At 62.6% G+C, this 7,379-nt stretch carries 5 protein-coding genes; 3 read left to right on the top strand and 2 right to left on the bottom strand.

Annotation, left to right across the window (positions count from 1 at the left end):
- Nucleotides 1–83: 83 nt before the first annotated feature.
- Nucleotides 84–1,223, top strand: a complete 1,140-nt coding sequence (locus IVB36_RS07850; RefSeq protein ID WP_083926610.1) for an FAD-dependent oxidoreductase — start codon at nt 84–86, stop codon at nt 1,221–1,223.
- Nucleotides 1,224–1,972: 749 nt separating this feature from the next.
- On the opposite strand, the gene IVB36_RS07855 is transcribed toward IVB36_RS07850, so the two are convergent.
- Complete coding sequence (locus IVB36_RS07855; RefSeq protein WP_247391076.1) at nt 1,973–2,770, bottom strand: tetratricopeptide repeat protein; 798 nt, start codon at nt 2,768–2,770, stop codon at nt 1,973–1,975.
- Nucleotides 2,771–2,793: 23 nt separating this feature from the next.
- Complete coding sequence (locus IVB36_RS07860) at nt 2,794–3,414, bottom strand: FecR family protein (protein WP_026234035.1); 621 nt, start codon at nt 3,412–3,414, stop codon at nt 2,794–2,796.
- A gap of 295 nt (nt 3,415–3,709) precedes the next feature.
- On the opposite strand from IVB36_RS07860, the gene IVB36_RS07865 reads away from it, so the two are divergent.
- A complete protein-coding gene (locus IVB36_RS07865) occupies nt 3,710–5,923 on the top strand; it encodes a VCBS domain-containing protein (protein ID WP_247299817.1) in 2,214 nt (737 codons plus the stop codon).
- Between the two features lie 610 nt (nt 5,924–6,533).
- A partial coding sequence (locus tag IVB36_RS07870; protein WP_247391078.1) for an FIST N-terminal domain-containing protein occupies nt 6,534–7,379 on the top strand: 846 nt, incomplete at its 3' end.

Here is a 7,379-nt window from a genome sequence, read left to right on the forward strand (position 1 = left end):
CGTAATCGCCCTCCCGTAGACCTTGTAAACCCGCGAAATCATCAGGATGATCGGCGAGTCGTAGCATCGCTCGCGAGGCCTTCATGCGAAAATGCGAAGTCGCCGTGCTGGGTCTAGGACTCATGGGCGGAGCAGCGCTCAACTCATTGTTGGATGCCGGCGTCGATGCGCTCGGCTTCGACCCTGTCGGACCCGGTTCGGATCGAGGCTCGTCACATGGTTCATGTCGAATTTTCCGTCGCTTCAATTTCGAAAACCCCAACTACACCAGCCTGAGCGACGAGGCTCATGCCGGTTGGATCCGGCTGCAGGCCGAAAGCCGTCAAACGGTTCTGACGGAAACCCCTGTTTTGGAGGCAGGCCTCCCCGGCTCTGCGATGGTGGCGTCGTCACGCGCGGCCGCGATCGCGAAAGGGCGCCCTGATCCGATGTTGACCGCGACCGTAGCGAACAAGGAATTTCCGGCTTTCGCCCTGCCCGACGACTGGGACGTCGTAGTACAAGACGGTGGCGCGATACTGCGGACCGGTGTCGTCATGAGACTGATGCGCTCACGCGCCGGCAACCGTGTGATTCCGGAACGCGCGAGCTTCACGCCGCACCACGACGGCGTATCGATCCGCACGGTGACCGAAGAGTTCTTCGCCGAGCGCGCGATTCTGGCGCTGGGTCCATGGCTCGGTCGCGCACTCCCGACACTGGGCGCGCTGCTCAACGTGACCCGACAGGCGGTCGGCTGGTTCAAGCCGACCCGCCCTGACACTGTGGCGCTCGGTCGTTTCCCGATCTTCATTCTGGACCGAGGTCCGAACGACGTGGTCTACGGCTTTCCGGACTTCGAACAGCGCGGCGTCAAAGCGGCGCCTCACAACCACGGGCCCGTGGTCGGCCCCGACGACTGGGGTCCGCAGGCCACCGAGGCCGAACTCCGCCCGGTCGGCGATGCGTTGGCGGCCCTTGTCCCGGGCGCGGCCGGGCCAATCATCGATCGAGACGTCTGCCTCTACACCAACACCGTGCCCGCCGACCGCCTGCCCGATGCGGGCGAGGAATTCATCATCGATCGCTGGCCGGATTCCCGCCTAATCGTCTGCTCCGCGTGTTCAGGCCACGGTGCGAAGTTCGCGCCTGCCATCGGGCAAAGGCTTGCCCGACTGGCCACCGATCCGTCCTACGAAGCGGAGTCCTTCTTTCAGCTTTCCCGATATTCTCAATTCGCCTGAGCGGATATCGCGGCGTGGCCGGATCGGCTACGTTACCCTAGCGGTGTCACTGGCCGATATGTTCTGCGCCGGCGAGCTTCGGCGCGGGACCTCCGAATTCGCGCGCGAAGACTATTGAAGCGCGAATTGAGCCTTGAGCCGTGGTGTGAATCGGCGTGGCCCGAGGCTGATCGGCACGATAAGTCTCTGATTCACATCACATTGGAGGGGGCATGCTTCGATGCCGATTCACATCCCGGCCTTCCGCCGACCTGCACGCTCGTCGGCCGGACGTGCCGCGGTGGTCTCGCAGCGGCGAGCAAATCCTGTAGCTTGTAACCGTAGTTAGTCACGTCAACCGCGCCTCACCCCACCGAAAATTTTAGAATCCTCAACGCCTTGGTCATTCCCGTTTGGAGGAGCGGTGATCCTCGGGTAGGCGGGATACGTACTCGTCCACATTCCGGACCAGCGGAGCACTGATAAGGTTTTGCGTATTACCTTATCAGTTGGCCAGCTGACTCCGCTTCGTATGAAAGCTTATCAGTCGATCAACTGACCCCGTTTTGACTCGAAAGCTGATGAGTTCGCCATCTGGCTCTGTTTCGTACGTCTGCTTATCGGTTTTGTAGGAAGCAGAACCGTTTAGCATTTTTCGGGTATCGCTCGCTGGGGGAAAAATCAATAAAAAAACTGCTCGACTGCTGCAGCTCAGGTTCTCTCGGTAGGGGAGAGATGGCATTCTCCGACGGGCACGCGTTGAGGACGGACTACGGTACGCCGTAGCGCGCGAATTCCTCGGCGATGTCGCCCCGGACAGCTTTCGCGGCCGCGACATCGGCTTCTCCCGAAGCCGTCTCGCCGCGGCGGATCTTTGCCCGGCCGCGACCGTACAGCGCGGCGGCGAGCGTGGGGTCGATGCGTAGCGCGGCGTCGTAGTCGGCGATGGCCGCATCGGTCCGTCCAGCCTTGAGGTGGGCGAACGCGCGGGAATCGTAGGTCGCAGCCGTATGCGCGCCCGACCCGATCGCCTTGTCGCAGGCTTCCACCGCGCCTTGCGGGTCGCCCGTGCTCGCCCGGATCCAGCAAAGGCCGCTCCAAGCCACTTCCATGTCGGCGTTCAGACGAGTCGCGGCGGTGTAGTCGCTTTCGGCGCGTACGAGATCGCCCTTCTTCAGCCAGGCCTGGGCGCGGTTGACGAAGGCGCCGGGGTATGCCGGCTGGAGGGCGATGGCTCGGTCGAAATCCTCCATCGCGGCGTCGTAGTCGCCTGTCCTCAGTCTCGCCGCGCCGCGGTTGTTGACGGGCTTGGCGAAGGTCGGATCGATGCCTATGGCCGCCTCGAAGTCGGCGACAGCGCGGTCGTAGTCGACCTTCGCTGCGTAGGCGATGCCGCGGTTGTTGTGGGCGATGGCCAAGGCCTGTGGCCCGCCACGGCCGGCTGCGATGAAGGCAGAGCAGGCCTCGATCCTCCGGTCGGGGGACGAAGCGGCGTTGCAGAGCTCGACGTTCCGGAATTGACCTTCCGGCTTCTGCGCCGACGCGGGGGCGGCCAGCAGCAGGATCATAACTGGCGCCGTCCCGAAGACCTTCAGCATCCCCGGCAGATGCCGAGAGCGCGGTCGGCCCTCCGCTGCCGGGGAGGCGCAACGGTCGGACCGGCCTTCCGCTTCATGACCGCATCCTTGCCCTCCTCGATCAGGGTGGCGAACTTGACCGTGCCGTCGTCCGAAATCTCGATGTGGGGCGTGGTGCCCCGGATCCCCAACGTCGCCACCGGCGTGTCCACCTTCATGCTCCCGGTCTTGGCGACGCTGCCGGCGACGAAGGTGAAGGTGCCTCTGGTCAGGCTGATCAGGGTTGAATTGTCCTTGCCGTCCGGATCGTAGACGAACTCGCTCATTTCCATGCTGGCGTTACTCGACAGGCTGAAGGAGCTGCCGTCGGCGAAATTGATACCGAGGCGCCCGTCGGCGCCCGTCCTGACGACGTCGCCCCGATAGACTGGATCGCCGACCTTCGCGCTGGCCCCGTTCTCGGACAGTCTCGCCTGCACAACCGCGGCATCGATATGCTCGATCACTGCCTTGCCAGCGACGGTCACGACCTTGCCGATTGGCTTGACGTCCTGCGCCCGAAGCGGCGCAGGCGGATACGCCACTGCAACGAGCAAAAGGCAGAGAAGTCCTGCGACCGTCCTTAGTCCGTGCATGCGTCGCTCCCGTCCGTGAAGTGCCCGCTTCGGCGGAATGATGCCAGAGCGCGCCCGGCGCACCATACCGCATGTTGCGACCGCCACTCTTTAGTCGCAACGGACGATGGTCCCGACCGCTCAGCGCCAACAAAAGAGCGCATTTGCGCGCACTCAGTCAACATTTCGTGAAGGGGTCTCGGGATGACAAAGCGTAGTCTGATGCGCAAAACCGGACACCTCGGCGGGTGGACTCACACGCGATCCATGGGTCCGGCCGCTTCGGCGGAAGCGGGCAGCATGCGAGGCGTTCAAGATGTCGCTCGCACGTGTCTTCACCGGTCTTTGGCCGGCGCAGAACCAACGCAGTCCGTCGTCCGTCCGCGGCGGGCGCGCTGTAGAGTCGGCGGTTGTCGCGAGACTCGGATGGGCCGGAGCGCTGTCTTTCGTCCCGTTGATCCTGACGGCGCTGAAAGAAGCGTGGGCCGCCGATCCCGATCTCGCGTTGTTCGACGATGCCTCCATCACCTACAAGGGCTTCGAGCATGGCACCTTCGAACTCATCACGAAGGAGGCGGTGCCGCGCCACATCATCGTGGACGATCCCGGGCAGACGGTCATCCTCAGCAAGACCGGATCGTCCGTCAGCTTCGCGCAGGTCGCCAACAACGCTTCGCGGATGGAGGACCTGCAGAGCCGGCAGCAGGACGTGCTCGACAACTACTCGAAGGACCATGGGCCGTCCGGATCCGGCACGCCTCCGGGCGAAGCGGTCGATCAGACGCTGCAGCCGATCGATTTCCACGCGCCGGACGGGCCCAATCCACAACATGCCCTTCCCGGGCTGGTGGTGCCGGCCAGCTTCGTGCCGGATGGGCCGTTGATCCATTCGCCACCGACACTGACGCTCGGGTCGGGCCCCGTCGAGATCGACACAGTCGCGTTCGATGAGTTCTCGGCGAGCAGCGGCAGCTTCTCGGCCACGAGCTTCGGCTCCGGCACGACCCCGACCTTCGGCATCGCGGGCGGCGCGATCGGCGCTTTCACCGTCGCGGGCGCAAGCTACGACGTCGAGAAGGCCGGCTCCTTCGGAATCCTGTACTTGAACAGCGGGACCGGCGCCTACGCCTACGTACCGAACAACGACGCTATCAACGCGTTGAAGGCGCCGAACGCCGACAGCTTCACGATCACGGCGTCCGACGACTTTGCCTCGGCAAGCCAAACCTTCACGATCGACATCGCCGGCACCGATGACGCGGCAGCGATAAGCGGCGAGACCGGCGGATCCGTCGCCACGATCGCCATGACTGCCGCCGCAATCGCGGCGGCGGCCATGGCGCACCACGTCCCAACCGCGACCGGCAAACTCGCCGACACCGATGTCGACGATCCGGCCAACACGTTTACGGCGGTGAGTTCTCCGCATGCCAGCGACAAAGGCTATGGCAGCTTTACGATGACGTCCGACGGGCACTGGACCTATGCGCTGGATTCCGCCAGCGCCGCGGTGCTGGCGCTAACGGCGGGCCAGACCCTGACAGACACCTTCACCGTGACCACCATCGGCGGCACGCCGCAGGTCGTCACGATGACCATCCAAGGCGCCGACGATCCGGCCGTCATCTCCGGGGACACGCATGGTCGCGTGGTCGAAGCAGGCGGAGCCGACAATTCCGCGCAGGGCGTCCCAACCGCGTGCGGCCTTTTGACCGCCACCGACGTCGACGGCCCGTCGAACGCGTTCGATCCCGTCAAATGTCCGGAGCCGAGCGACCACGGTTACGGCAGCTTCACCATGACCGCGGATGGGCACTGGACCTTCGCGCTCGACAACGGCAACTGCGCGGTGCAGGCGCTGAACGCAGGTCAATCGCTGACTGACGATTTCACCGTGAGGGCCGCGGACGGTACGGCACAGACGGTGACGGTCACCATCGAGGGCGCCAACGACGCCGCGGTCGTCTGCGGCGATATTTGCGGACGCGTGACCGAGCCAAGCAATTCCTGCGAACCCCCGCCAAGCGCCAGCGGCACCTTGTCCGAGCGGGACGTCGACAATCCCGACGACACCTTCACGGCCACGACATGTCCGCAGGCGAGCGACCACGGCTACGGCAGTTTCACGATGACGACCTGCGGCACGTGGACATATGTCCTCAACCCCGACAATCCCGCGGTCCAGGCCTTGAGGTCTTGTGACGCGCTGACCGACACCTTCACCGTGACCACGATCGACGGCACGCCGCAGATCGTGACCGTGGTCATTCAGGGCGCCGACGACCAAGGCTTTGACAACCGGGCCGAGCCCGCGTTCCATTTCGAGGCGGGTGCGGAACAGCAGCATGCCAGCTCGACGCCCCCGGCGGTCACTTCCTCGGTACCCGTCGCCGCGCTCAATCCGGAGTACGATTCCGCCGCGGCCGCATGGCCCCATCCGGCCGATGAGGCGCCGGAGGGTTGGCGTTTCGACGGGGAGGCTGCTGGCAAGGGCGGACAGCTACCCTTCCAACACGATCTGATCCTCTGAGAGCCGCCGACGCCTTCGTCGCGTCCGGCTGATTGGCGTTTTCCGGGGCGCTCCCATGGCTGCGCCGATCACATTCATGGACCCGCACCGCCATCAGCTGCACGGCCATCAAGAAGCTGCACGGCCATCAAGAGCCATGAAGGGGCGCTACTTCATTTCCGCTCCGAGGCACGATAATAATGAGTCATTGTAACCTCCAAAATCATACTCGGAAAGGCGACAGGAGCAGCACTTGCAGGATTCGCGATGTCCGCTTCGGGTCAATCGCGTCGGTCGGCCGTTCGGTTGACCACTTCTCGTCGGCCCGACAGCAGACATTCGCATCAGGCCGCCGCTCCGAAAAAAGGTCCAGCCGACCACGGCTCGATCGCGGATAGCTGTCCGCTTTGGGTCGCCAGAAGGAAAGCGTCCCGACTAAAGCGTTACGACACCCCGAACCAACTTCGCTTTAAACCTTTGATTACCGACGGTGAGAATTGGCAGATTGCAGAGTAAAAGCCCCAAAAGGTTTACGTCACTTTGCCGCCTCGAGGCCCCTTGATATTTTCGAGCTACTTGGAACTTATCCTTTCGGAGGTTGTTTACTGCTGTTGTCTAAGTGGGGGAAACAATGAAAGCGTCGGTAGTCTCGACGGATTCGAGCGATAGCTCGACTGCAGGCGAATTTCTGGCCACCGAAATACGAAGATCCCTAAGCACACCGCCTGCTGCCTTGGTGTTATTTGCAGCTCCTCAGCATGACCACGGAGCGATACTTTCTGCCATAAAAAAGGAGCTGCCCGATACCATCGTTGTTGGAGCTTCATCTGCCGGCGAGTTTACGAATGTGAGCAGTGGTCAAGGCTTGGCGTGTGCACTGGGGTTGGTGGGCGACGATGTGGTCTTCTCACATAGTGTTGGACGTAACCTCGCGATGGATGCCACTGCGGCAGCCCAGGAGATAGTTTCGAGGTTTACACCAACACCGCCCGGACGATTTCCGTTTCGGGCTGCTCTCGTTCTAGCTGATGCTCTAGCTGGGCATGCTGATATTTTAGTAGATCAGTTGACGTTAGCTACAGCCGGTCAGTATCAGTTTTTTGGTGGAGGAGCGGGGGACAACGCTCAATTTCAAAAGACCACTGTATTTTGTGGAGAAGAAGTTTTGTCCGACGCCGCGGTGGCATTGGAGATTCTCTCCTCGAAGCCGATCGGCGTGGGTGTTAGTCACGGCTGGAAACCTGCGTCCCGAGCCTATCGCGTCACGGCGAGCGACGGCATGAAAGTGATAAGCCTTGATGGGTTTCCAGCGATCGAAGCATTCGTAGAACACGCGGAAGAGACTCATCAGAACTTGGATCGGAAAGAACCGTTACCATTCTTCCTGCACAATATTATTGGGGTTGATAGCGGAGCTGAACATCGCTTGCGTGTTCCTCTGGCTGTGGATGAGGAAGGCGCAGTTGTGTGCGCCGCT

It is taken from the genome of Bradyrhizobium sp. 35 (assembly GCF_023073215.1).
In the GTDB taxonomy this organism is placed as follows: Bacteria; Pseudomonadota; Alphaproteobacteria; order Rhizobiales; family Xanthobacteraceae; genus Bradyrhizobium; species Bradyrhizobium canariense_D.

Excerpts from the sequence above, each read along its gene's own strand:
- IVB36_RS07850 (WP_083926610.1), top strand. The coding sequence starts at position 84 with ATGCGAAAATGCGAAGTCGCCGTGCTGGGTCTAGGACTCATGGGCGGA.
- IVB36_RS07855 (WP_247391076.1), bottom strand. The coding sequence starts at position 2,770 with ATGATCCTGCTGCTGGCCGCCCCCGCGTCGGCGCAGAAGCCGGAAGGT.
- IVB36_RS07860 (WP_026234035.1), bottom strand. The coding sequence starts at position 3,414 with ATGCACGGACTAAGGACGGTCGCAGGACTTCTCTGCCTTTTGCTCGTT.
- IVB36_RS07865 (WP_247299817.1), top strand. The coding sequence starts at position 3,710 with ATGTCGCTCGCACGTGTCTTCACCGGTCTTTGGCCGGCGCAGAACCAA.